Here is a 25,174-nt window from a genome sequence, read left to right on the forward strand (position 1 = left end):
AAAATAGAACAAAAACACGCAACGTTTTATTCACTCGATAGTATAATCTTTTTTCCTTCTTTAGTATACGATAATTGCATTGGGGAACTAATGGTCTGCAATGCTATTTTTATATCGTGATGCTTAAAGCCGCCTGTAAATAATATAGCGGCATTAATATTATGTATCTCTATGGTAACATCATATTGTCGTTCAAATTCTCTAATCACATCAATAAAGGGCGTACTTATAAATGTACTTTCACCTTCTACCCAAGATGGAGATTGATTCTTGTCCATATACTTCTTAGTGATTTTGTCATTTTCGATAATCACTTTATTTGTTGGAGCAAGTACGATAGAACTACTACCAGCATTGACTTTTACTGAACCTTCAAAACAGGTTACTTCTAGTTTGTTATTTCTATATCGCACATTAAACGCAGTGCCCAATACTGTAATGGAACCTCCTTGAGTTGCCACGGTAAACTTTTCCCCCTTTGCAACCTTAAAATAAGCTTCGCCATCTAAGGCAAGTTTTCTATGTGCATTCCAAGAACTTTTATTATAACTTAGTTCTGAACCTGCGTTTAAAACAACAGAAGAATTATCTGGTAAAACAATGGTTTCTATTTTTGCTAATTGCGCAGCGATAGATGTATCTAGTGTGGTAGTGTAATAAAAGACGCCTAGCGCAATTATAAGTACAGCCGCAATCTTTACTAGGGTAGCGAAATTAAAAGAACGCTTATGAGCATCCTGTTTCTTTCTTATAGATAATGATGCTAAAGAAGTTGCAGCATCAAATTCTGGAGCTCTCACTCCCTTAGCTATATTGGAAATGTGCTCGAGGGTCTGAAAATCTTCAGATCCCTCAAACACTTTTAATTCCTCCGTGCTTAGATCGTAATCTAGCCACTTTCTAATTAAACTTTCCTCTTTCATAGCAATCTATATGTATAAAACATTTCAGAAATGAAAATCCCTACCCTGTATCGAGATTATTTTTTATTTATAAGTCAAACGATATACTAAGACCGCTTTGCTGAAAGAAGAAAGAAGTGAAAATCACCTTTTTCAAATGCCATCAATCTGCGTGCGTACCTTTTTTAACGCACCATAGACCCTCTTTTCGACGGCCTTCACGCTAATACCCAATAATGCCGCAACTTCCTTAAAGCGCTTGCCTTCTACTCTATTTAAAAGAAAAGCCACCCGCTCTGCTTCTGTCAACATGGCGATGGCATTTTCTATTTTTATTTTATGTTCTTTTTCTCTTAAAACAAATTCTGGCGTCTCGTGATTTATTGTTCTTTGAGGCCGTTCATTAAACTTAAGCACCACTTTTTGATGGTTGTATTCATTAATAGTCAAATTATTTGCTGTGGTGAATAAGAAACTTTTAGCTTTTGACGGCGTTACTTTTTTGCAATTCTCCCATAATTTAATAAAAGCTTCCTGCATTTTATCTTGAGGATGTAAAGTACCACCATATTTATAATACAAGAAGTCGTGAATGTTCTTGGCGTATTTGTTATAAATAGCGTCAAAGATTTCCCTTTTGCATACATTATTTTGTAAGTCTTTACTCATAGATGGTTTTAGAATTACAAAGAAGTACAATTTATTTTTAATTATCAAGGTAGGGAAAATCTAATTCTAACTGTTTTATTATTGGAGCGCGAGCACAACCAAGTTTATTGAACAAAAAAAACTATGAAAAATTACCTGCAATTATGTAGATTCGTCTTTATCGTGATGGCCGTGCTTATCGTTTCTTGCCAGAAAGATGGAAGCATCATAGAAAATCCGCCTATAGAAGATAGCATAGAAGCTGGTTCTGTGATTGCAACGCTTATACAACGTGCAGCTATTGAAGATCGCTCTTTTGATGATTTTATAGATCTGGCAGATTGTCTTTCTATTAATCTACCGCTGACCATTACCGTAAATGACATTTCAATAACTATAAATGATGAGAATGATTACAATGACGTACTTGCACTTTTAGCAAATTTTAATAACAAATACGATTTAGAAATTGTCTTCCCTATAGTAATCACTCTAAACGACTACACTCAAATAGTAATTAACGCTGAAGAAGAATTAATACCCTACGTGATAGCCTGCCAAGAACAGGATGAAGACATCCCTTGTATTAAGTTTGTGTTTCCAATTTCGTTTTCTATTTATAATATAGCCTTTGAACTCATTGACACCTTAGTTATTAACTCAAATGAGGAGCTGTATCTATTTATCGAAAACATCCAAGCTGGAACTTTAGTGAGTCTTAATTATCCTGTTCTGATGGAATTACAAAACGGCGAAATAATAGAAGCCAATAACAATATAGAATTACAAGAAGCCATTGAAGCCGCGGCGCTCGATTGTGATATAGTTGAACAAACCGATTTTACTTGCTTTAATAAATTAGACTACGTTTTAGAAGTTTGTATAGACGCCTATAGTGAAGCAGCATTTTTCGACCTGTCATCCATTATAAGCAGCTGCGACACTGATAATGAGTTTACCATATCTTATCACTACACAGAACAAGATGCAATTACAAATCAAAATGCAATTCCAAATCCAGAAGAGTACACGTTAGCATCACCGTTTAAGGATAATACAATCTATATTTTAGTAAGTGCTACCAGCAATCCAGGAGACTTTATCATCTACGAACTTATTTTAATTGTTTTCAACTGCAATGACGAGATTTGCAATGAAGAATCATTAAATATTTATCTAAGTGAGTGCAAGTGGGCAACAAATGGGTCAATTCCTTTTGTCCTTGATTTTAATAATGGACAAATCACGGCTACCTTAAATGAAAACGAGCAAACGGGGCAGTATACGACAGGTACACAAATAATTATAAGCTCTGGACAAGAATTTACACAGTATACAATCAATGGCTTTACAGGTGATTTTGTAGTGCTCAATACTACCTATGAAGTAGGTTTTTGTAGTGAAGAATACATTGCAGTTCATGCTATTAATCCCGAAGATTCTATTGCGTTTACTGGAATGGAAAGAGATTGTGACACGGGCTGTGACAATCCAGGAATCATCACAAATGATTTAATTATCTACATTCCATTTGGGGAAGAAGCAGTAGAATTAATTTCTGGAGAGCAGTTAAACGATGAGGCCATCACATACACAGAAGACAGAGCGGGCAATCCTAACTGTGCCGCCGCTTTCACGGCAAACGGAGCTTTAATTCCAATTACTGTTACGGAAGAAAACTCATTAGTCACGGCAGATGCATTCTCTGTGAGTATTTGGTTCCAGATGGCAAATGAAGATGCGGGAAACTTGGAGACCTTTTTCCAAAAAGGGACGACTTTAAATGACGGTTTCTCTATTGGGGCCTATGATTTAAATACTCCTTTATGTTTTTCAGAAAACCCGCCATTCAGTATCTGGGATAATGACTGGAATCAAGAAGTTGACGTAACGTGGACTAACACAGATTGGCATCATCTTGTAATTACAAAAACATCCAACTATTATGTGCAGTTATGGCGTGATGGTATTTTACGTAATTCTCAAGAAGGATTAGACATCGGTCTGGAAGCATTAACCACGTATAACTTAGGGAATAATTTAATAGGAAATCTAGATGACCTTAGAGTATATAAAAGAGTATTAAATCCTAATGAAATAAACGCATTATATGAACTTGAAGCAGATTGCTTCACGTGCTTATAATCGTACGATAGTTTGTTTAAGTTAGATTAGTTGATTAAAGAGCTGTCATTCGCCAATGGCAGCTCTTTTTATACTGAAATTTTAAAGATTTAAAAAATTAGCTATGGGATCAACTCTACTCTAATCACAGCTCACTAATTACTACTAAGGCAGCCACTTCTTATCAAAGTTAGGCTTACGTTTCTCTAAAAATGCATCTCTACCTTCTTTGGCCTCGTCAGTCATATATGCCAATCGAGTTGCTTCTCCTGCAAATACTTGTTGCCCTACCATACCATCATCGGTCAAGTTCATCGCAAACTTTAGCATTTTTATAGAGGTGGGCGACTTGCCTAATACTTCCTGTGCCCAGTCAAAGGCGGTTTGTTCTAATTCATCGTGAGGTACTACGGCATTCACCATTCCCATATCGTATGCCTCTTGTGCAGAATAGCTACGTCCTAAAAAGAAAATTTCGCGGGCTCTTTTCTGTCCTACCATTTTAGCGAGGTAAGCGCTTCCGTAGCCACCATCAAAGCTGGTTACATCTGCATCTGTTTGTTTAAAAATGGCGTGTTCTTTACTTGCCAGCGTCATATCACAAACCACATGCAAACTATGACCACCACCTACAGCCCATCCGGGCACCACACAGATAACGGCTTTAGGCATAAAGCGAATCATACGCTGTGCATCAAGTATATTAAGTCGATGATATCCATCATCGCCCACATAGCCTTGATGTCCGCGTACTTTTTGATCACCACCAGAACAGAAACTGTACACCCCATCTTTACTAGATGGCCCTTCTGCAGATAGTAACACCACACCTATAGAAGTATCTTCTTGCGCATCGTGCAAGGCATCTAATAACTCTGCCGTAGTTTTTGGACGGAAAGCATTACGCACATCAGGGCGATTAAAAGCAATTCGAGCCACATTATGAGATTTCTTATACGTGATATCGGTGTATTCCTTAGCGGTTTTCCAGTCTGGTTTAAGCATGGTTATAGTTTTTTTCAAAGATAGCAATTCAAGTGTTTATGATAAAGGCTCCTTAATTTTTACTTCAGAAATATTAAAAACACAACATTATCGCTCTTTATATTTAAAAGTCGTCTTAGAGTTTTTTACTTTAGCTGAAATTGTAAAAACACCATCAATGCGACATCTTATTATTTTTTTCGGTAGTATTTTATTCACAGTCACTTCCCTAGCGCAAGAAGCCTATCAATTTACAGATGTGATTGACCTAGAAGCAACCCCTGTAATCAGTCAAGGAATAACAGGAACCTGCTGGAGTTTCTCGAGCACTTCTTTCTTAGAATCTGAAATAATCAGACTCACAGGAAAACAAGTAGATCTTTCAGAAATGTATACCGTACGAAATACCTATCCTGAAAAATTGGACAACTATGTCATGCGTCAGGGCAAAGCACAGTTTAGCGAAGGCGGCCTCGCTCACGATGTCATTAACTCGGTTGCAAGTTATGGATTAGTGCCGCAAGAAGCATATAGTGGCCTCTTCGCGCAAGAAACTTCTCACAACCACGCAGAGCTAGTAGCTGTATTAAAATCAATGGCACAAACGTATGTCGATAACCCAGGCAGAAAACTAAGTAAAAAGTGGCGTCCAGCAACAGAAGCAGTTTTGGATATTTATCTTGGACAAAGCGTAGATAATTTCACATACGAAGGAAAAAGTTACACGCCAGAAAGTTTCAGAAAAGCAATGAAAATTGTTCCTGAAGATTATATCACATTAACTTCCTTTACACACGCCCCATATTACGAATCCTTCGTACTTAATATTCCTGACAACTGGAGTTATGGCGCTATGTATAACACACCATTAAACGAATTAATGGCAGCGGTGGATAACGCATTAGAAAAAGGATTCTCTGTAGAGTTAGACTGTGATGTGAGTGAGGCTACATTCTCTTCGAAAAACGGGGTGGCCGTTATTCCAGATGATAGCGTAAACAATGAAGACGCGTTAACGGCAATATATCCAGAAAAGAAAGTGACACAAGAATACCGTCAAGATGAGTTTGAAAATTTTACCACTACAGATGATCATTTAATGCACATTACGGGAACTATAAAAGACCAAAACGGAAACACATATTATAAAGTAAAAAATAGCTGGGGAACCGATGAGAAAAGAAATGCAAATGGTGGATATGTGTATTTCAGCGAAGCCTACATGCGATTAAAAACAATAAGTGTTACACTACACAAAGATGCGGTACCTAATGCAACGGCGAGGAAAATGGATCTTTAGGGTTGGAGACGTAATACTTTTTCTATAAAAATAAATATCGAATATCCAACCGCAGAAAGATGTGAACTGAGGTAAAATAACTATTTCGAATTCGGATTCGTTTCTTTTATGCTTTTTGTGATTTGAGTTCCGATTTCAACTTCAATTTCAATTTCTTCTTCAAGAAATGTTACCTTTGTTTTAAAACCAATTATTTATGCTCATCATAGGAATCACAGGCGGTACAGGAAGCGGAAAAACCACCGTAGTACAGCAAATTATTGACCAATTGCCAGAGTGCGATGTGGCGGTGATATCCCAGGATTCTTACTATAAAGACACCAGTCATTTAACGATGGAAGAACGAGTGCAAATAAACTTTGACCACCCTAATTCTATTGATTTTGCTTTACTGGAACAGCATTTAAAAGACCTTAAAGCAGGAAAGTCTATTGATCAACCTGTATACTCTTTTATAAATCACAACCGCACCGGTGAGACTTTAAAAACAGAACCTAAACGCGTTATTATCGTAGAAGGTATTTTGATCCTTACGCATCCAGAAGTGCGTGATTTGTTTGATATTAAAATATATGTGCACGCAGATAGTGATGAACGATTGATACGAAGACTAAAACGTGATATCGCAGAACGAGGTCGCAACCTAGAAGAAGTGCTCACCCGATACCAGACCACTTTAAAGCCAATGCATCAAGAGTTTATTGATCCTACAAAAGAGTTTGCAGATATCATTATCCCAACGAACAGATATAACACGGTGGCTGTAGATGTGATTCGTTCTGTCATTCAAAAAAAACTAACCTAGTCTGTGAAGTATTCAGAATTAAAAAAAGAAAAATGGTTTCGGTTTATGAGCAACAAGTATGTGCTCGTATTCCTACTCTTCTTGGTGTGGATGTTTTTCTTTGACACCAACAACTGGTTTATTCACGAAGAACTTGATGATGACGTGGATGCTCTAGAAGAAAACATAGAGTATTATAAAGAGGAAATTTCAGAAGACAAAAAATTTCTTGAGACGATGAAAGACAGCACAGAGATGGAAAAATTTGCCCGACAGAAGTACTACCTAAAAAAGGACAATGAAGATATCTATATCATAGAACATGAAGATAGTATTAAGTTAAGTAGTGAGTAGTGAGTAGTGAGTAGTGAGTAGTGAGTAGTGAAAATTATAAAATGAATAATGAAAAAAGATTTATTTAAAGATTTTGATGCCGTATCTGCTAAAGCTTGGAAGCAAAAAATCCAAGTAGACCTAAAGGGGGCGGACTATAACGATACGCTCGTATGGGAAAGTCTGGAGGGTATAAAAGTAAAACCGTTTTACCACCAAGACGATTTTGACAAACCCTTCTCACCCATCCCTGGGCAACCTTCCCATTGGAACATAGGCCAATTTTACTTTATTGACGATGAGTCTATCACGAATAAGCTAGCGCTAGACGCCATTTCTAGAGGCGCAGAGGCGATCTATTTCACAGCCCATAAGACCTTTAACTTCAAAACGGTTTTAAAAGATATATCCACAGCAGAAACATTAATACAGCTCCACTTACATTTTCTCGATGCAACCTTTGTAAGAGAAATCACAATATACGCGGAGGCAAAAGGAATTAAGCTAGATGTATATATAGACCCCATAGGTCATTTAGGAAGTACTGGTAATTGGTTTTCTAATCAAGCAAAAGACCTCAAGATGACTTCGGAAATTTTAAACATTTCACCCACTGCCCTATTTATTGAAACTTCACAATATCAAAATGCTGGTGCAAATATGGAACAGCAACTTGCCTATGCTTTGAGTCATGCTAACGAATATCTTAATCACTTTGGTAAAAAAATAAAGCACCTCTCTCCCACCTTTAAAATTTCCGTAGGAAGTAATTACTTCTTTGAGATCGCAAAAATTAGAGCTCTTCGTTTGGGCTACGCGGCTTTAGCAAAAGCGCACGGTGTAGATGATATGTGTCGCATTATTGCAACACCATCCCTGCGAAACAAAACACTATACGACTACAATATCAATATGCTCCGTACCACCACAGAAACAATGAGCGCAGTACTTGGCGGTGCAGATACGGTGATAAATTTACCCTATGATGCGCTGTATCATAAGAGTAATGAATTTGGTGAACGCATCTCCCGCAACCAACTTCTTATCTTGAAGGAAGAAAGTTATTTTGATGTGGTGAGTAACGCAGCAGATGGGAGTTATTACATAGAAGCACTCACGCAAACGCTCGCAGAACGTAGCGTACGCTTAGTAAAGGATATTGAATCGAGTGGCGGATTACTCTCCCAATTGAAAGAAGGCACCATCCAGCGGAAAATCTCTGAAAGTGCTGCAAAAGAACAATTGCTTTTTAATGACGGAACCCTCGTGTTAGTTGGCACGAACAAACATCCTAACCAGCAAGACAGGATGAAAGATGATCTTGAGTTATATCCTTTCTTAAAACATAACCCTAGAAAGACCCTAATTAAACCTATCACAGAAAAGCGACTTGCGCAAGCTGTTGAGCAAAAAAGACTCGCTGATGAGGAGTAAATCTTACATCGTGATTCTATTAGCACTCCTATTGAGTAGTTGCAACCTTGTTACAAAAGAAGTAGTAACTTGGATGGATACAGACGTTAGCGTGGACTACCCTACCAAAGTGCATTTACTGGAAGAAGATGCTATAAAAATCACATTACCTATAGATTTTGAGCGTTATTCATTATATGATTATCAGCGACGTTTAGGTTCTGTAGCCACCAAAAAACAATATAAGGCAGAGGTTGCAAGGATAAATACACTCATGAAGATGGAAGGGAATCTTTATTTATATTTTGATTCCTTGAACAACTCGAGTTATATCATAAATTCCATGCCACATATGCCTTTTATGATCAACTTTGACGATACAGTCGCAAAAATGGTATTCTAATGATAAACAGAAAAGACATCTCTAAAATTACGATAGGCAACCACATAGCTCCTGTTTTGAAAGAAACGGAAACCGCAGATACTGCAGAAGGCATTTCAGTAAAAAAATCATACACATCAAAGGATCTTGATGCATTAAATCATCTTGATTTTGTGGGTGGATTAGCGCCTCATCTTCGTGGGCCCTACTCTACGATGTATGTTCGAAGACCATGGACAATAAGACAATACGCAGGATTTTCTACAGCAGAAGAGAGCAATGCATTTTACCGCCGTAATCTCGCCGCAGGACAAAAAGGACTTTCTGTTGCTTTTGATCTTGCTACACACAGAGGCTATGATAGTGACCACGAACGTGTTGTGGGAGATGTTGGTAAAGCCGGTGTTGCTATTGATAGTGTGGAGGATATGAAGATTCTATTTGATCAGATTCCTTTAGATAAGATGAGCGTCTCTATGACGATGAATGGTGCTGTGCTGCCAATTATGGCATTTTATATTGTGGCAGCAGAAGAACAAGGAGTGAATATTTCGGCATTGTCGGGTACGATCCAGAATGATATTTTAAAGGAATTTATGGTGCGTAATACCTACATCTACCCACCTACGCCCTCGATGAAAATCATCAGTGATATTTTTGAGTATTCATCACTAAAGATGCCTAAGTTTAATTCTATTTCTATTTCAGGATATCATATGCAAGAAGCGGGAGCTACCTGTGATATTGAACTTGCATACACGTTAGCAGATGGATTAGAGTATATTAGAAAAGGATTAGATGCAGGAATGGATATAGATAGTTTTGCCCCACGCCTCTCTTTTTTCTGGGCGATAGGTATGAATCATTTTATGGAAATTGCAAAAATGCGGGCTGCACGGATGCTTTGGGCAAAAATCGTGAAGCAATTCGACCCTAAAAACCCAAAGTCACTTGCTTTAAGAACCCATAGCCAAACTTCTGGATGGAGTTTAACGGCACAAGATCCTTTTAATAATGTGGCTCGCACGTGTATTGAAGCATCTGCAGCAGCTTTTGGAGGTACCCAATCATTGCACACCAATGCGCTAGACGAGGCCATTGCATTACCCACAGATTTTTCTGCTCGTATTGCCAGGAACACGCAAATCTATTTACAAGAAGAAACTCAAATCACAAAAACCGTAGACCCGTGGGCGGGGAGCTATTATGTGGAAAATCTCACCAATGATATCGCTGAGAAAGCGTGGTCATTAATAGAAGAAGTTGAAGAACTTGGCGGCATGACCAAAGCTATTGAAGCGGGCATCCCAAAATTACGTATAGAAGAAGCGGCAGCTACCAAGCAAGCGAGAATTGATAGTGGACAAGACAGTATTATTGGTGTCAACAAATACAGACTTGCCAAAGAAGATCCATTACACATCCTAGATGTAGATAATGAGATGGTGCGCGCTTCGCAATTAGAACGATTGGCAAGTATAAAGGCATCTAGAAATACCGAAGCGGTTAATAATTGTTTGAAAAAATTAACAGCAGCGGCAAAAAATTCAGATATTGACAAGGATTCACCTTTTAAGGAGCATAAAAATTTATTAGCTTTAGCAGTAGAAGCAGCCAGAGAACGCGCGACATTAGGCGAAATTAGTGATGCGCTAGAAGAAGCTTTTGGGCGATATAAAGCACAGATTAGATCTTTTAGCGGCGTATATAGTAAAGAAATGAAACAAGACCCATCATTTGCCAAAGCAAGACAATTAGCAAACCAGTTTGCAGAATTAGAAGGACGTCGTCCTAGGATAATGATTGCAAAAATGGGACAAGATGGTCACGACCGTGGCGCAAAAGTAGTTGCAACTGGATATGCAGACGTAGGTTTTGATGTAGATATAGGCCCTTTATTCCAAACCCCTAAAGAAGCTGCGAAACAAGCAGTTGAAAATGACGTTCATATATTAGGAATCTCCTCGCTAGCGGCAGGACACAAAACTTTAGTCCCACAAGTTATTGAAGAAATGAAAGCTTTAGGTCGCGATGATATTATGGTAATTGTGGGCGGTGTTATTCCTGCTCAAGATTATCAATTTTTATTTGACACTGGCGCTGTAGCAGTGTATGGCCCTGGAACTAAGATTAGTGAAGCTGCCATTGAGATGCTGGGGATTTTGATTGATTCAATCGCTTAACATCTCGTAATGTCAAAAAGTATCACACAAACAGATAGACTCATCTTAAGAACTTGGAAGACAACAGATATAGCTCCTTTTACTGCTATGTGCTCAGATAAAGAAGTAATGCGGTATTTCCCTGCATGTCTTCCCAAGAAAGAAACCATAAGTCTAGTAAAACGTTTTCACGAGCGCTATGAGCAAAATGGATTCACTTATTACGCGGTCGAACTTAAAGAAACAGGTGAATTTTTAGGTTTCTGTGGGATGTTGATGCAAACGTACGATAGCCCGTTTACACCTAATGTAGATATAGGCTGGCGCTTAAAGAAAGCTGCCTGGGGCAAAGGCTATGCAACAGAAGCCGCAAAGGCTTGCCTAAAACTAGCAAAAGAAACGCTTGCATTAAAAACAATTATTTCTGTGGCTTCTTACACAAACGGACCGTCTATTCATGTGATGCAAAAGATTGGGATGAAGAAAGTTGGAGCCTTTAATCATCCAGTTTTGGTAATTACTCCAGATCTGAATCCTTGTGAGGTGTATCAAATTTCACTTTAATTAGTCCTTTTGACTTATTAACATTTCAGAAAACACTCACACTCACACACTTATTTTTGTTCACTACCTGTTAACAATTAGGATTTCTAAATCCTCTAAATAATTGTACTTTTAACCATACAAATCTACAAACGTTAATGGGTAAAATAATCGCTATTGCAAATCAAAAAGGTGGTGTTGGTAAAACAACAACATCTATCAATCTAGCCGCATCGCTAGGAGTTTTAGAGAAAAAAGTATTATTGATTGATGCAGATCCCCAAGCAAATGCCTCTTCAGGTTTAGGTATTGAAGTAGAGTCTGTGGTACAAGGTACTTACCAGGTTTTAGAGCATTCTATCTCGGCAGAAGATGCCATTATCCCTACAAATTCTCCTAACCTAGATATTATTCCTGCGCACATAGACCTTGTGGCGATAGAAATAGAACTCGTAGATAAGCAAGATCGTGAGTATATGCTTAAAAAAGCGATTGGTCACTTAAGAGAAAAATACGATTATATTATAATAGACTGTGCACCCTCACTGGGATTGCTCACCTTAAATGCCCTAACGGCTGCAGATAGTGTGATGATCCCGATACAGTGTGAGTATTTTGCATTAGAAGGACTTGGCAAGCTTTTAAACACGATAAAAAGTATTCAGAAGATTCACAATGCAGATCTAGATATTGAAGGCTTATTACTCACAATGTTCGATTCGCGTTTGCGCCTTTCTAATCAAGTGGTAGAAGAAGTGAACAAGCATTTTGACGCGATGGTTTTTAAGACAATCATTCAACGTAATGTGCGTTTAAGTGAAGCACCTAGTTATGGCGAAAGCATCATTAGCTATGACGCCACGAGCAAAGGAGCAAATAATTATTTAAGCCTAGCAGAGGAGTTGATTAAGAAAAATCAATAAAATAATAAGGGTTTAGCTTCCGCGAAAATGTGACAGATTTGACAAATTTGAAGCAATGAAACGGATAAAACAAAATACCCACCTGCGTGGGCAAAAAGATGGCAAAAGCAACAAAAAAACAAGCATTAGGACGCGGACTCTCAGCATTGCTGAAGGATCCCGCTAACGATATACAATCTGCAAACGACAAGAACGCAGACAAAGTGGTAGGAAGTATCGTAGAACTAGATTTAACTAGTATCGAGATGAACCCATTTCAGCCTCGTACTAGTTTTAACGAAGACTCATTACGCGAACTTGCATCTTCTATTAAAGAGCTTGGTGTTATTCAGCCTATTACGGTACGAAAATTAGGATATAACCAGTATCAACTAGTCAGTGGGGAACGTCGTTTTAGAGCGTCAAAATTGATTGGACTTGAAACGATTCCTTCATATATACGGATTGCTAACGACCAAGAGTCGTTAGAAATGGCACTTGTTGAAAACATACAACGTGAAGATCTTGATCCTATAGAAATTGCATTATCCTACCAGCGATTAATAGAAGAAATAGACTTGACGCAAGAAGAAATGAGTGATCGTGTGGGTAAAAACCGATCAACGATTACTAATTATTTACGACTTTTAAAGCTAGACCCAATTATACAAACCGGAATGCGTGATGGGTTTATATCTATGGGACATGGTCGTGCCTTGATTAATGTAGAAGAACAAGATGTGCAGTTAGACATCTACGAAAAGATATTAAGCAATAAACTTTCAGTAAGAGAAACCGAAGCAATTGTGCGTCTTCTCAAAAATGCTGAAACAGGAACTGCCTCCAAGAAAAAAGAGACACCTGCGTTTGCTAAAGAAGCTCAAAGCTCGCTGTCAGAATATTTAGATAGTAAAGTAAATATAAAAGTTTCGGCAAATGGAAAAGGGCAGCTTGTGGTCCCTTTTACAAGTAAAGAAGATTTTGAACGCATCTTAAAACAAATTAAAGGTGAAAAATAAAGGATTCTACATCCTGTTATTTTTGTGTTCGCTTTCTGCAATCGGGCAGATTGACGAGGACAAGCGTGTTCTCGACGAACCCTTTATCGTTGCAAGAGACACGGTAGTTTCAACAGAGGTATATGACCCACTAGCCCCCTCTCGAGCCGCCTTCTACTCTGCAGCAATCCCAGGATTGGGACAAGCTTACAATAAAAAATACTGGAAAATTCCTATCATTTATGCTGGTATGGCAACAGGTGTATATTTCTATATTCAGAATCAGAATGATTATACACGGTTTAGAGATGCTTACAAAAGAAGACTTGCTGGATTTACGGATGACGAATTTTTTGGTGATGGTGCCGTAGCTATTATCTCAAATGAACGTTTGATCAATGCACAGCGAGGTGCGCAAAAAAATAAAGATTACAGCATAATTACGGTCATAGCTTTTTATGCGTTAAATATAATAGATGCCAATGTGGACGCACATTTAAGACAATATGATATTAGTGATGACTTATCTGTTGGGCCTAAATTTGATATGAACAAGTTTACTACAAAGCCAAATTACACCCTCTCTTTAACTTATACGCTCAAATGAAAATAGCGATTCTAGGATACGGAAAAATGGGTAAAACCATAGAACGGTTGGCAAAAGAAAAAGGACACGAGATTGTGTATACTTCTTCAACCACAGAAACAACAGGCGAACTTAAAAAAGCTGATGTTGCTATAGAGTTTTCAACACCAGAACGAGCTGTTTTAAATATTACACAGTGTTTTAATAATACAATTCCGGTGGTCTCTGGGACAACTGGATGGTTAGATAATTACAATTCAGTCATAGAAGCCTGTAAAAATTGTAACGGAAGTTTTATCTATGCGTCTAATTTTAGCGTAGGAGTAAATATCTTTTTTGATTTGAATAACTACCTTGCGAAATTGATGGAACCATACACTGAGTATATTCCGCATATAGAAGAAATTCATCATACAGAAAAGAAAGATGCCCCAAGTGGTACCGCAATCACACTGGCAGAAGATTTGCTGAAATTTTCAAAACGTGATATCTGGGCCTTAGAAAATAACAATGATGACGTGCTGAATATTTCAGCAAAAAGAATAGCGGATGTAAAGGGAACACATACTGTAAGTTATGAATCAAAAGTTGATACGCTGCGTATCACCCACGAAGCACATAGTAGAGATGGGTTTGCATTAGGAGCGATCCTAGCCGCAGAATGGCTTACAGGAAAAAAAGGTGTTTTTACGATGAAAGACGTTTTGGGCATGAAGTAGTAAGTTGAAAACTTAAAAATAAAAATAGCTGTATAAACAGCAAATAGAAACAATAATATGAGTTGGACAGGATGGTTAATTTTCGTTTTAGTGATACAAGTCGTGCACTTTTTAGGAACGTGGAAATTATATGTAAAGGCAGGAAGACAGACGTGGGAAGCAGGGGTACCCGTGTACAATGCAGTTGTGTTGATGAAAATTATCAATCGCCCTTGGTGGTGGACGATATTACTATTTATTCCTGTTGTAAACTTGATTATATTTCCCGTGGTATGGGTAGAGACCATCAGAAGTTTTGGTCGTAACTCAACCGCAGATACATTATTGGCTATTTTCACCTGTGGTCTTTATACCTATTACATTGCATATACGCAAGAGCTAAGCTACATTGAAGACAGAAGTTTACAACCTGGCTCAGCAGCTGGAGAATGGATAAGTTCGATCCTGTTTGCAGTAGTTGCAGCTACAATAGTGCATACGTATGTGATGCAACCATTTACAATCCCAACTTCTTCTTTAGAGAAAACATTATTAGTAGGAGATTTCTTATTTGTGAGTAAGTTTCACTATGGAGCAAGAACTCCTATGACGCCTATTGCCTTCCCTATGGTACATGATACCATTCCTGTGGCTGGAGTAAAATCTTATAGTGACGAACCTCAGATTCCATATTTTAGGTTTCCTGGTTTTCAAAAAATTAAGCACAATGATATTGTAGTTTTCAATTGGCCTGTTGACACCTTAGTAGATATTAACCCAAGAACCATGCGAGGAAGTGTGCAAAAACCAATTGATAAGAAATCTAATTATGTCAAGAGATGTGTTGGTCTTCCAGGAGATTCCCTTGAAGTAAGAGATGGACGCGTTTTTATTAACGGAAAACCGAATGTATTACCTGAGCGCGCAAAACTTCAATTTGCGTATAAAATTTTCTCTAAAAAAATTCTAGTTAAAAAAGATCCGCAAGGAAATTTTTTAAATCAGCCAAATCAATATTTTTCGGATCGGTATAATGTAAGTGATATGTATGCCACCGCATTAGATAGAGAAACTGGTGTTTATACGTATACCGCACATCTTACAGATAAAGCATTCGAACTAATAAAAAAGCACCCAGACGTACTAGATGTGCTGTCGGCTAGATCAACTAAAGATGAAAGAGGTGTTGGTTTGTTTCCAAATGATATTTCTTATTCTTTTACCAATGATTTCTTTGGTCCAATCTACATTCCAGAAGCTGGAAAAACTGTGGAGATTAATATAGAAAGTATTCCTTTTTATAAAAGAATAATTGAAGTGTACGAAGGAACTGAAATGGGAATCGATAATAAAATTACTCAAAATGGTACCGAAGTTCTATTAAACGGAACTCTTATTAAAGACTACACATTTAAAATGGATTATTACTGGTTGATGGGAGATAACAGAAACAACTCACAAGATGCTCGATCTTGGGGTTACGTTCCTTTTAATCACGTAGTAGGAAAGCCAGTATTGGTATGGATGAGTTGGGATGGCAATGCTAAAGGATTTGCAAACAAGGTTCGTTGGGAACGTTTATTTACCACGGTAGGTGGTGATGGCAGCCCCGTATCATATCTTAGGTATGTATTGATTGGGATTGTACTTTTAATAGGTGGTAACTTCTTTTGGAAACGAAGAAAGTCTGCTAAAAAATAAACCGGACATGCGCAAAGGCACTGTTTTAATTCACCCAGCCTATTTTCCATCTATCGCTCAGATGGCACTTGTAGCACAGGCGGATCACATCGTCTTTGAAGCGAACGATAATTACCAGAAACAGACCTATCGCAACCGGGCCTATATTTCACATACCCAAGGAACGCTGCTACTTAATGTACCTGTGCTGCACACAAAAGGGCTGCGTGAAAAATATAAAGATGTTGGGGTAGAAAATGATGTTCCCTGGCAATCACATCATTGGAAATCCCTACAAACAGCTTACAGCACTTCCCCTTTCTTTGAATATTATGCAGACGAGATCGTGCATCTTTTTGAAGAACCCGTGACTTCTCTATTTGAACATAACATTAATATCCATAAAGAAATTTGCGAATTAATAGGTATTGACACCGAGTGGAGTTTTACGTCAGCATACACTAAGGAACCAAAAGATGTGATTGACGCTAGAAACAGTATCAGTGCAAAAAAGGATTTAGAAATTGAATTCCCTACCTACATCCAAGTGTTCAGTGACCGTAATGAATTCTTACCTAATTTGAGTATTCTTGATTTACTTTTTACTGAAGGCACAAATGCTATCTCGTATTTAGAGAAATTAATACTGCCTTTTTAATCCCAGCCCAAAGTAGCCAGTATAGGTAGGTGATCCGAAAATTTATTTTCAATGGTTTTAAACGAAAGTACTTCGAAGTTTGTTTGAGCTAATATATAATCGATTCGCAATGGATACCCATCAAAATTAAAGGTAGTTCCTAAACCACCACCACATTCAGAGTAGGCATCGTGCATCCCCTTTGTTAATTGATTATAAATATAAGAGAAGGCAGTATTGTTAAAATCTCCCGCAATAATTACTGGGTACGGACTTTCATTCTTATGATTTAAGATGGCATCCACTTGGTTGGTTTGTACTTTAAAAGCATTTGAAATTCTAGCTATTAATTTCTCTTTATCGCCTTCTTGCAGGGCGCTCATACTCGGTAAAATCCCTATAGATTTCAAATGTAGGTTATAAAGTCTAATAGTATCCTTCCCCTTAACGAGATCTACATACAAGGTATTATTAGTAGTTCTATTAAAGTCAAAAGCGCCTTTGTTTATTAAAGGGTATTTAGAGTAAATCGCATGACCCAATGCTTTTTTTGTTAGGGAACCATTTTTTCGCGCACTAGATTTAAAATGCTCATAAACATAAGGGTAGCCATTCATCTTTGGCGCGTGTGCATCATTGAACTCTTGGAGACATATTATATCTGGAGCATAGTTATTTATTATTTCATTAAAAAGTAATTCAGATTTCTTAAGGTTTCCACCGCTATAAGCGTTAAACAAATGCACGTTATAAGAAAGTATGCTTAGTTCGTTTTTGAATGCTACTTCGGAAATGCTATCACTAAATTTATAAAATGAATTAAAATGTAAAAACGCGAGAACGATTAGGATGGCAGACAATAGAAACTGCTTCCGAAGTCGAAGCAACCAGTAAATAATAAAAATTCCATTTATAATAAGTAATGGCGCCACTAAGAGGCTTAAAACACTTAAGGTAGGAAAACTTTTAGGCGATACATAAGGCAACATAAAAGACAACATAAGCAGCACGGCTACGATGCTGTTTATGAAGAATATGAACTTGTTAAATAGACCTAATTTTTTCATTAGTTATCTTTCCCTGCTTTAAACAAAAAATCTTTTTCAGCCTTGGTCAAGCTATCATAACCACTCTTCCCTATTTTATCAAGAATGGCATCTACTTTCTTTTGATGATCTGACACTTGAGATTTACCGCGCGAGGTTCCTTTCTTATTGCGATGTACTTTTTTAAATGGCTTTTGTTTTTTAGTTTTAAAATAATCTGAAAACCAATCCATACTATTTTCAAACCAAACACCTAGATCGTTTCCCTTTAATAACTGACGTGCATAGATATAGCCAAATACAGCCCCTCCAAAATGCGCCAACATCCCTCCGGCGTTACCGCCTATAGGCAACCGTATTAAATCATAGATAAAAATAAATAAAGCGATATGCCAAAGCTTTATGGTCCATTTAAAGATTCTGAACGCCGTGTTAGGCGTATATGTAGCTATAAAAACCATAATAGCCGTCACAGAAGCTGAAGCTCCTATTAAGTAACTTTGTGTCCCTTCAAAGACAGGGAAAACATTGTATGATAATACATACATTAACCCACCTACCATAGCTCCTAGCAAGTATATCGTGAGATACTTTTTAGGTGGAAAAATATTGAGTACAAATCTAGAAAAGAAATGTAACCAAATCATATTAAAAAGCAGATGGAAAAAATCAAAGTGTATAAAACTATAGGTCAGAAAAGACCATGGTTGGACTATGAAGTCCATTACTTCTTCAGGTAACACTAACCAACGCGTCAAATATGCTGGTTCCATTGCAAATAGAAAAGAACCTAAATGCAGCAGTAAGAACACAAGTACATTGATCACAATCAATTTGATCGCGATATTTTGTGTTTTCCAATGATATGCTAGACTTCCTGTTGCCATATGTTTTTTTGTTAAGACGGGTACCGTTTATTAATCCCAGCGTGTGTTATCCATACTATTCTTTTTCCAGTAATAAGCCATTATGAATCCAAATAGTGCGCCTCCTATATGTGCCCAGTGCGCTATGTTTTGACCTAAGATTGAATTTCCAGTGAGACCCCCTACAATGTCCATAATTAAAATACCCGGAATAAAGTATTTTGCCTTGATTGGTACCGGGAAAAATATTAACATCAAGCCTGTATTTGGATACATTAATCCAAAGGCGACCAAAACTCCATAAACAGCCCCAGATGCACCCAGTGCTGGCACATTCCAAGAACTAAAGAAAGATTCGACGTCGAGTCCAACTGCTTGTATTTCTCTATAAGAGCCCTCACCTGTGGTATTGTTCAACATCTCCATAATGGTCAACTTACTTTCTCCTAGACTTAATAACACATCTATTCCTTGATGTACATGAAAATACCCTACTAGTGAATGTATCAATGCAGCTCCTAAGCCCGCTGAAAAGTAGAAGAATATAAATTTGTTTCTACCCCAAACTTTTTCAAGGGGAGAACCAAACATATATAAACCGAACATATTAAATAATATATGCATAATATCGCCATGCATAAACATATGGGTCACTGGCTGCCATACATTGAAATTTGGATTTTCAAAATAGTACAACGAGAACATACGATCCATAAATTCTGGATTGAATAGCTTCGCCCCAAAAAACAGTACATTTAAAATGATTAGTATCTTTACTGTCTCTGTTAACCTTCCCATTAATTAAATTTTTTATCAAAATCGTTCACATCCATCGTAATCAACACTGGTCTGTTATCTGGTGACACGCTAGGTTCTTTACACGCAAAAAGCTGATGCACCAAATGCTCTTGCTCTCCTTTATGCATAGCCACTCCTGTTTTTACAGCCATACTTTTCGCCATACTTTTTGCAAGTAAATCATTCAAACTAAATGAAGCATCCGGAACTTCGTTTTGCAGATCTTCTAATAGTTGGTTTAATATTTCCGAAGCTTGACTTTCTAAAACTGATACTGGAACCCCGCTTACCTCTATCTCCTCTGCTTTCCAGTTTCCAAACACAAAACCCGTATGCTCTAGTTGCTCTTTTACTTTTTTTAATGCCGTCACCTCTTTTTTTGAGAATGATAAACACAGTGGAAACAATAGCTGCTGGCTTACCGCTTCTTGTACTGTTATGTTTTTTAATAACTCCTCATACAACACACGTTGGTGCGCGAGATGCTGGTGTATGACTAGTAAACCACTTTTTATCGGACTTATTATATATTTATTTTGTAGCTGAAATGTACCGTGCGTGCTATCTGCTTCCGTATCATCAAACAAGCGCCCATTTTCTGGATCACTCTCAAACTGCAAGTGGGTTGTATTGATGGTGTCTGCATCTATAAGGGAGCTTTCGCTTTTTAAACCCGCATAAAGAGCTTCCCAAACAGGCGCTTTTTCTCGCTTGTAAGGAAAACTAATATTCCCCTGCCTAGGCTCGGTCTTAAAGGGATTAAAGTCTCTATCTACTTCAATTGTCGGTGCTGTTGGTGGTTTTTTACTGTATGAATATGGTGTATCAAAGCCATTGTCTTTAGTAAAATCAATGATAGGCGCAATGTTAAATTGACCCAGACTATGTTTTATGGTTGCTCTAAGCATCGCATAAATAGCGTGCTCATCGTCAAATTTTATTTCAGTTTTTGTTGGGTGTATGTTAATGTCAATAGACTTTGGATCTACATCTAAGAACAAAAAGTAGCCAGGTTGAGAGCCGTCTTTAACTAAACCCGCAAAGGCAGCGGCTACTGCGTGATGTAAATAATGACTCTTTATAAACCTATTATTCACAAAAAAATATTGATCCCCTCTGCTCTTCTTTGCAAATTCTGGCTTAATGACAAATCCGTTTACCTTTACAATGTCAGTCTCTTCTGTAACGGGTACTAATTTTTCATTGGTTTTTGTCCCAAGTATATTTACAATACGCTGACGAAGATTTGAGCCTGGTAATTTAAAGACATCACTCCCATTATTAATCATGGTAAAATCCAAGTCTGGGTGCGCAAGGGCAACTCTGTGAAACTCATCAATGATATGTCTCGTTTCTACGGGATTACTTTTTAAAAAATTACGGCGTGCTGGAATGTTATAAAATAAGTTTTTTACTGAAATTGTAGAGCCTTTAGGGGTAACCACAACTTCTTGACTGGATACCTCACTGCCTTCTATACAGATTTGAGTACCCACATCATCATCTGCTGTTTTTGTTTTAAGTTCGACGTGAGCAATGGCTGCTATAGAAGCAAGCGCTTCACCCCTAAAGCCTTTTGTGTGTAAATTAAATAAATCTTCTGCTGCTTTAATTTTTGAAGTCGCGTGACGTTCAAAAGCTAATCGCGCATCTGTCACATTCATTCCCATACCGTTATCTATCACTTGGATAAGTGTTTTTCCGGCATCTTTTATAACAAGTGTAATTGTAGAAGCTCCAGCGTCTATTGCATTCTCTAACAGCTCCTTTACAACAGAAGCAGGTCTTTGTACTACTTCTCCGGCAGCGATTTGGTTAGCAACGTGATCCGGAAGTAACTGGATGCGATTGATCATAGGGTATTATGAAAAGATAGATAGATCAAAATCAATGATCCATAAAAATAAAATAACAAATACCATTATTAAAATAAGGATGATTCTATTAGCACCTTTTGCTTTTGTCTCTTTTAATTCTGTAAGTGCTTGGCTAAAGTTCCCTTTCATCCCTTTACCAGATCCAATAGTATGACGAAATTTATCAAACTTCTGTTCCATTGCAAATGGGCTTCCATCCTTATCGCTCTCATAATGACGAGGTTCGTAATCAAACTTTTTATTGGTGCGCTTTAAAAATCCCATAATAGTATTCTTTAGTAAAAATAGACAAAATGAACAGGACTTAACAGCGCCTGCCATTGTTCTTTTAAACAATTACTGTTCCATTGTTTGCGTTGAGAAAAAAGACCGCTTCGTTGATAACGGAAAGACCTCCATGAAGCTTAGGGACTGAAAGAGAAAAGACTAAAGCGTTAAATAGTTGCCTTATTACAAGGAGATAAACTTATTGGAAACAGTCCTACGTTAAAACGTCCTAGAAATTAGCGTCTTTACGAAGTTGCGCCATTTTAATTGCTGCAATCGCTGCTTCTGTTCCTTTGTTACCATGCTTGCCTCCACTGCGGTCTAGCGACTGCTGCTTGTTATTATCTGTAAGAACACAAAAAATTACGGGAATATCACTATGTACATTTAAATCTTTAATGCCTTGGGTAACCCCATCACAAACAAAATCAAAATGCTTGGTTTCTCCTTGAATTACAGAACCTATAGCGATGACGGCGTCAAGCATATCGTAACTATGTTGCATTTTTTTGCAACCGTAGATGAGCTCAAAGCTCCCTGGTACATTCCACCGCACGATGTTATCTTTGATACCACCACAATCTAAAATCGCGTCAAAAGCTCCTTGAAAGAGTCCCTCTGTCACATCATCATTCCATTCTGAAACAACAATCCCAAACCGAAAATTTTTCGCGTTTGGGATGGTTGCTTTATCGTATTCAGATAAATTTTTATTTACTGTTGCCATATTTGTGCTCACAAATGTGAGTATCTAACACCCACCTGCGCGGGTAACAATATTTATTTCATTGCCTCTGCTCTACCTAAGTATGCAGTAGCTTTTGTTGCTTCTATAGATGTTGGGTACGTTTCAGTTAATGCTGTTAAATGTTTAATTGCAGCACTTGCATTCCCCATATCTATTGCTAGCACACCTGCTTTTAATAAAAACTTCGGTGTTGTAAATTCGTTTGCATTAAATGAAGCCGCTTGCTCGTAATACTTAAGCGCATCTTCTTTCTGGTTTAACTGGATAAAAGCGTCACCAATTGCTCCTTTGGCAACAGCACCCATTAAGATATCATCACTTTTAAAATCGTCAAGATATTTGATTGCGTTAGGGTAATCATTCATATTTAAGTAAGAAACGCCAGCATAGTATCTTGCCATATTTCCTGCCTCTGTACTTCCGTACTCACCAATAATGTCTAGCATTCCTAATTTTCCTTCACCACCGTTTAAAGAACGCACGTACAAAGAATCTGAAGCTTCTGCCGTTAAGGCTTGCTCATAATATTTTTGTGCTTGGAAAATCTCGTTTGATGCCTCAGCCTCTTTAGGCTTCTGGATAAACTGATCAAAAGCTAAATAACCTAATACGCAGATGGCTACTACACCAACAATCCCTAAGATTACTTTTTGGTTCTTCTCAACCCAAGCTTCGGTTCTCGATGCCCCTTCGTCTAAGGTGTTAAAAACCTCTGCCGTTGCACTTCCATCCTCAAGATCGTCTTGCTTCTCAACCTTCGTCTTTGGTTTATATCCTCTTTTTTTATATGTAGCCATAATGTTGTTTAATGAGGAGCAAAAATAAATTTTTTATATCAATTTAAAAGATAAATTATTCCTTATTTTTAGATATTTTGCAGTCTACTTTTTTTGCTTCGGAAACAGGAATCATTCAATACCCGTATCACTGCAAACTACTGATTTCTATGATTTTAAAAAACCTCTCCCTTATAAACTATAAAAACTTTGAAGCCCAAACTTTTGAGTTTGACCCAAACATTAATTGTTTTACTGGTCATAATGGTGTGGGAAAGACGAATGCGCTGGATGCAATCTATCACTTAAGTTTTGGCAAAAGTTATTTTAATCCCATCACTGGACAAAACATAAGACACGGTGAAGAATTCTTCGTTGTCGAAGGACAATACGTCAAAGCAGAACGTCCAGAAAAAATAGTGGTGAGTGCAAAAAAGAACCTAAAAAAAGTAATAAAGCGTAATGGAAAGGCATACACTAAATTTAGTGACCACATAGGTTTTTTACCCCTTGTGATGATATCGCCCGCAGATAGAGACTTGATCGTAGAAGGAAGCGAAACTCGTAGAAAATTTATGGATGGTGTGATTTCTCAAGGAAATTCTCACTACCTTAAGGACATTCTTGCTTATGGCAAAATACTAGTGCAGCGAAATTCTTTATTAAAGTATTTTGCAGTAAACCACGCTTGGAATAAAGACACACTAGCCGTCTATGATTTACAATTAAGCGAACTAGGCGAACGCATCCATAAAAGCAGAACGGAGTTTTTAAAAGAGTTTACGCCTATCTTCTTAGAAAAGTATGCCGCCATCTCTAGTGGAAACGAAACCGTAGGACTTGAGTATAAAAGTCAACTTGAAGAAGGTGAAATGGTGACACTCTTGCAGCAAAATGTAAACAAAGACAAGATGTCTCAGTATACTTCTATAGGTACGCACAAGGACGATCTTTTGTTTAGCATTGACACCCATCCTATAAAGAAATTTGGGAGTCAAGGACAACAGAAGTCATTTTTGATCGCTTTAAAACTAGCGCAATTTGATTTTATCAAAAACGTCCACAAGGTGCATCCTATTCTGTTGTTAGATGATATTTTTGACAAGCTCGATGAAGAGCGCGTGGCTCATATTATTAAACTGGTAGATGATGAGAATTTTGGCCAGCTTTTTATAAGCGATACCCACGCAGACAGAACAGAGGCCGTGGTGAAAAAGGTAAGTCAGAGTTATAAATTTTTTAAGTTGTAAAAATTAATAAAGCCGCTAGGCGATATAATAAAATAAGAATGAAACTGAACAGCCTTTACACCCTTGTTATTTTTGCGACAGCTACACTAACCAGCTGCTCCTCCCCTATACAAACCGATGACTTAAACGGTTACTGGGAAATCACGAGCGTAACCCTTGAAGACGGCACGGAAAGAGATTATACAGTAAATGCAATTGTAGATTTTATTGAAATAAATGGAAGTAACGGGACGCGAAGCAAAGTAAAACCGCAATTTGACGGGAGCTTTATAAATAATAGCGCCACAGAAGAATTCTCCCTTGAACAAGGCAACAAGTTTATGCTAGCGTACAAAACTCCTTACGACGCTTGGGAAGAAGAAATACTAGAACTAAGCAGTGATAAAATGCGTGTAAAGAACAGAGACGGTAAGGTGTTTACCTACAAGACTTTCACTCCTTTCTCACTTAAAACTAAATAATATACCCAC

The 25,174-nt window shown here is 37.6% G+C and carries 26 protein-coding genes; 16 read left to right on the forward strand and 10 right to left on the reverse strand.

The genetic code is table 11. The annotated features are described in order from the left end of the window. Nucleotides 1-26: 26 nt before the first annotated feature. Nucleotides 27-923: a FecR family protein gene (locus ABXT71_RS11195; RefSeq protein ID WP_415371442.1), complete on the reverse strand. Its 897-nt coding sequence runs from the start codon at nucleotides 921-923 to the stop codon at nucleotides 27-29. Between the two features lie 132 nt (nucleotides 924-1,055). Continuing rightward, complete coding sequence (locus tag ABXT71_RS11200; protein ID WP_415371443.1) at nucleotides 1,056-1,571, reverse strand: RNA polymerase sigma factor; 516 nt, start codon at nucleotides 1,569-1,571, stop codon at nucleotides 1,056-1,058. A 123-nt stretch (nucleotides 1,572-1,694) separates the two neighbouring features. Here ABXT71_RS11200 and ABXT71_RS11205 point away from each other — a divergent pair, with 123 nt between their 5' ends. Continuing rightward, nucleotides 1,695-3,695 (forward strand): LamG-like jellyroll fold domain-containing protein, encoded by a 2,001-nt coding sequence (locus ABXT71_RS11205; RefSeq protein WP_415371444.1) that lies wholly within the window; start codon nucleotides 1,695-1,697, stop codon nucleotides 3,693-3,695. 144 nt (nucleotides 3,696-3,839) lie between these two features. Here ABXT71_RS11205 and ABXT71_RS11210 read toward each other — a convergent pair whose 3' ends face one another. Beyond that, nucleotides 3,840-4,679: a 1,4-dihydroxy-2-naphthoyl-CoA synthase gene (locus ABXT71_RS11210; RefSeq protein ID WP_415373108.1), complete on the reverse strand. Its 840-nt coding sequence runs from the start codon at nucleotides 4,677-4,679 to the stop codon at nucleotides 3,840-3,842. Nucleotides 4,680-4,836: 157 nt separating this feature from the next. On the opposite strand from ABXT71_RS11210, the gene ABXT71_RS11215 reads away from it, so the two are divergent. From ABXT71_RS11215 to ABXT71_RS11275, 13 genes are all read left to right on the forward strand, one after another. Then, nucleotides 4,837-5,958: a C1 family peptidase gene (locus ABXT71_RS11215; RefSeq protein ID WP_415371445.1), complete on the forward strand. Its 1,122-nt coding sequence runs from the start codon at nucleotides 4,837-4,839 to the stop codon at nucleotides 5,956-5,958. Between the two features lie 196 nt (nucleotides 5,959-6,154). Beyond that, nucleotides 6,155-6,763: a uridine kinase gene (udk, locus tag ABXT71_RS11220; protein WP_415371446.1), complete on the forward strand. Its 609-nt coding sequence runs from the start codon at nucleotides 6,155-6,157 to the stop codon at nucleotides 6,761-6,763. Nucleotides 6,764-6,766: 3 nt separating this feature from the next. After that, a complete protein-coding gene (locus ABXT71_RS11225) occupies nucleotides 6,767-7,096 on the forward strand; it encodes an FtsB family cell division protein (protein WP_415371447.1) in 330 nt (109 codons plus the stop codon). Between the two features lie 48 nt (nucleotides 7,097-7,144). Then, nucleotides 7,145-8,509 carry a methylmalonyl-CoA mutase subunit beta gene (locus ABXT71_RS11230; protein ID WP_415371448.1) on the forward strand — a complete coding sequence of 455 codons (1,365 nt, stop codon included), beginning with the start codon at nucleotides 7,145-7,147 and terminating at the stop codon, nucleotides 8,507-8,509. After that, nucleotides 8,499-8,891 carry a hypothetical protein gene (locus ABXT71_RS11235; protein WP_415371449.1) on the forward strand — a complete coding sequence of 131 codons (393 nt, stop codon included), beginning with the start codon at nucleotides 8,499-8,501 and terminating at the stop codon, nucleotides 8,889-8,891. Before ABXT71_RS11230 ends, ABXT71_RS11235 begins: the two co-directional genes overlap by 11 nt. Before the next feature lie 2 nt (nucleotides 8,892-8,893). Next, the gene (gene scpA, locus ABXT71_RS11240; RefSeq protein WP_415373109.1) at nucleotides 8,894-11,053 is read left to right on the forward strand and encodes a methylmalonyl-CoA mutase; all 2,160 of its coding nucleotides are present in this window, start codon (nucleotides 8,894-8,896) and stop codon (nucleotides 11,051-11,053) included. Nucleotides 11,054-11,062: 9 nt separating this feature from the next. Beyond that, nucleotides 11,063-11,596, forward strand: a complete 534-nt coding sequence (locus ABXT71_RS11245; protein ID WP_415371450.1) for a GNAT family N-acetyltransferase — start codon at nucleotides 11,063-11,065, stop codon at nucleotides 11,594-11,596. A 137-nt stretch (nucleotides 11,597-11,733) separates the two neighbouring features. Then, nucleotides 11,734-12,498 (forward strand): ParA family protein, encoded by a 765-nt coding sequence (locus ABXT71_RS11250; protein WP_415371451.1) that lies wholly within the window; start codon nucleotides 11,734-11,736, stop codon nucleotides 12,496-12,498. Nucleotides 12,499-12,596: 98 nt separating this feature from the next. Beyond that, nucleotides 12,597-13,496 (forward strand): ParB/RepB/Spo0J family partition protein, encoded by a 900-nt coding sequence (locus ABXT71_RS11255; RefSeq protein ID WP_415371452.1) that lies wholly within the window; start codon nucleotides 12,597-12,599, stop codon nucleotides 13,494-13,496. Further along, a complete protein-coding gene (locus tag ABXT71_RS11260; RefSeq protein ID WP_415371453.1) occupies nucleotides 13,486-14,082 on the forward strand; it encodes a DUF5683 domain-containing protein in 597 nt (198 codons plus the stop codon). Before ABXT71_RS11255 ends, ABXT71_RS11260 begins: the two co-directional genes overlap by 11 nt. Then, nucleotides 14,079-14,780 (forward strand): 4-hydroxy-tetrahydrodipicolinate reductase, encoded by a 702-nt coding sequence (gene dapB / locus ABXT71_RS11265; RefSeq protein ID WP_415371454.1) that lies wholly within the window; start codon nucleotides 14,079-14,081, stop codon nucleotides 14,778-14,780. Before ABXT71_RS11260 ends, dapB begins: the two co-directional genes overlap by 4 nt. A gap of 57 nt (nucleotides 14,781-14,837) precedes the next feature. Continuing rightward, a complete protein-coding gene (gene lepB, locus ABXT71_RS11270; RefSeq protein ID WP_415371455.1) occupies nucleotides 14,838-16,460 on the forward strand; it encodes a signal peptidase I in 1,623 nt (540 codons plus the stop codon). A 7-nt stretch (nucleotides 16,461-16,467) separates the two neighbouring features. Then, entirely contained in the window at nucleotides 16,468-17,097 is a 630-nt protein-coding gene (locus tag ABXT71_RS11275) for a WbqC family protein (protein WP_415371456.1), read from the forward strand. Here ABXT71_RS11275 and ABXT71_RS11280 read toward each other — a convergent pair. From ABXT71_RS11280 to ABXT71_RS11310, 7 genes are all read right to left on the reverse strand, one after another. Continuing rightward, entirely contained in the window at nucleotides 17,094-18,143 is a 1,050-nt protein-coding gene (locus ABXT71_RS11280; protein ID WP_415371457.1) for an endonuclease/exonuclease/phosphatase family protein, read from the reverse strand. The genes ABXT71_RS11275 and ABXT71_RS11280 overlap by 4 nt on opposite strands. Then, complete coding sequence (locus ABXT71_RS11285; RefSeq protein WP_415371458.1) at nucleotides 18,143-19,009, reverse strand: rhomboid family intramembrane serine protease; 867 nt, start codon at nucleotides 19,007-19,009, stop codon at nucleotides 18,143-18,145. Before ABXT71_RS11285 ends, ABXT71_RS11280 begins: the two co-directional genes overlap by 1 nt. A 30-nt stretch (nucleotides 19,010-19,039) precedes the next feature. After that, nucleotides 19,040-19,786, reverse strand: a complete 747-nt coding sequence (locus tag ABXT71_RS11290) for a rhomboid family intramembrane serine protease (RefSeq protein WP_415371459.1) — start codon at nucleotides 19,784-19,786, stop codon at nucleotides 19,040-19,042. Further along, nucleotides 19,786-21,642, reverse strand: a complete 1,857-nt coding sequence (gene mutL, locus ABXT71_RS11295; protein ID WP_415371460.1) for a DNA mismatch repair endonuclease MutL — start codon at nucleotides 21,640-21,642, stop codon at nucleotides 19,786-19,788. The genes ABXT71_RS11290 and mutL overlap by 1 nt, the downstream gene beginning before the upstream one ends. A gap of 6 nt (nucleotides 21,643-21,648) precedes the next feature. Further along, complete coding sequence (locus ABXT71_RS11300) at nucleotides 21,649-21,927, reverse strand: riboflavin synthase subunit beta (RefSeq protein ID WP_415371461.1); 279 nt, start codon at nucleotides 21,925-21,927, stop codon at nucleotides 21,649-21,651. Nucleotides 21,928-22,159: 232 nt separating this feature from the next. Continuing rightward, a complete protein-coding gene (ribH, locus tag ABXT71_RS11305; RefSeq protein WP_415371462.1) occupies nucleotides 22,160-22,657 on the reverse strand; it encodes a 6,7-dimethyl-8-ribityllumazine synthase in 498 nt (165 codons plus the stop codon). Between the two features lie 53 nt (nucleotides 22,658-22,710). Beyond that, entirely contained in the window at nucleotides 22,711-23,475 is a 765-nt protein-coding gene (locus ABXT71_RS11310; RefSeq protein WP_415371463.1) for a tetratricopeptide repeat protein, read from the reverse strand. A 149-nt stretch (nucleotides 23,476-23,624) separates the two neighbouring features. Between ABXT71_RS11310 and recF the strand changes: the two genes are divergently transcribed. Continuing rightward, the gene (gene recF / locus ABXT71_RS11315; protein ID WP_415371464.1) at nucleotides 23,625-24,704 is read left to right on the forward strand and encodes a DNA replication/repair protein RecF; all 1,080 of its coding nucleotides are present in this window, start codon (nucleotides 23,625-23,627) and stop codon (nucleotides 24,702-24,704) included. A 38-nt stretch (nucleotides 24,705-24,742) separates the two neighbouring features. Continuing rightward, nucleotides 24,743-25,165, forward strand: a complete 423-nt coding sequence (locus ABXT71_RS11320; protein ID WP_415371465.1) for a lipocalin family protein — start codon at nucleotides 24,743-24,745, stop codon at nucleotides 25,163-25,165. The last annotated feature ends 9 nt before the right edge of the window (nucleotides 25,166-25,174 follow it).

This window comes from Patiriisocius sp. Uisw_047 (assembly GCF_047730165.1).
Classification (GTDB): Bacteria; Bacteroidota; Bacteroidia; order Flavobacteriales; family Flavobacteriaceae; genus Patiriisocius.